The 523-nt window shown below is 69.4% G+C and carries 2 pseudogenes; both read right to left on the reverse strand.

Annotated features, from left to right (window positions below):
* Positions 1 to 190, reverse strand: a pseudogene (locus tag Y710_RS18370) (Ig-like domain repeat protein); the annotation flags it as partial.
* A 14-nt stretch (positions 191 to 204) separates the two neighbouring features.
* Positions 205 to 523, reverse strand: a pseudogene (locus Y710_RS19000) (hypothetical protein); the annotation flags it as partial.

Consider the following 523-nt stretch of genomic DNA (forward strand, 5'->3'; position numbering starts at 1 on the left):
CACCGACCTTCACCTTGCCGTCGACCAAGGCCGCGCTCCCGACCGTCCGCGAGAAGCTGACGGTGTCGTTGCCGCCGGTCACCGGCGTCATCGTCTCCGCGCCCGCGGCCCCGGCCGCCGTGGTCCCTGCGATGATCGCCGCGGACGTCGACAGCAGGGCGACGAGCGCAGGTCTGTTGAGTCTGCTCATCTGATTGCTCCTGATCATCCGAAGAGGTTCGAGAGACTGCCGGACCCGAGGCTTCCGGACCCGGAGCTACCCGACCCCGAACTGCCGCCGGCACCGCCCGTGCCCTCGCCGCCCGAGCCGTCACCGCCGGAACCCGTGCCGCCGCTGCCGGTGTCTCCACCGGAACCGTCCCCGCCACCGGGCGACGACGCCGGGACCACCGTGATGGTCGGACCGACATCGGGCTTGTTGTTGTTCTTCTCGAACGCGTTGGTCGTCGACCATTGCAGACCACCCGTGTTCAGGGTGCCAGGAGCGCAGGTGACCACGTAGTCCTGCGTCCAGATCAGCGGC

It is taken from the genome of Gordonia sp. QH-12 (assembly GCF_001578675.1).
Lineage (GTDB): Bacteria > Actinomycetota > Actinomycetes > Mycobacteriales > Mycobacteriaceae > Gordonia > Gordonia sihwensis.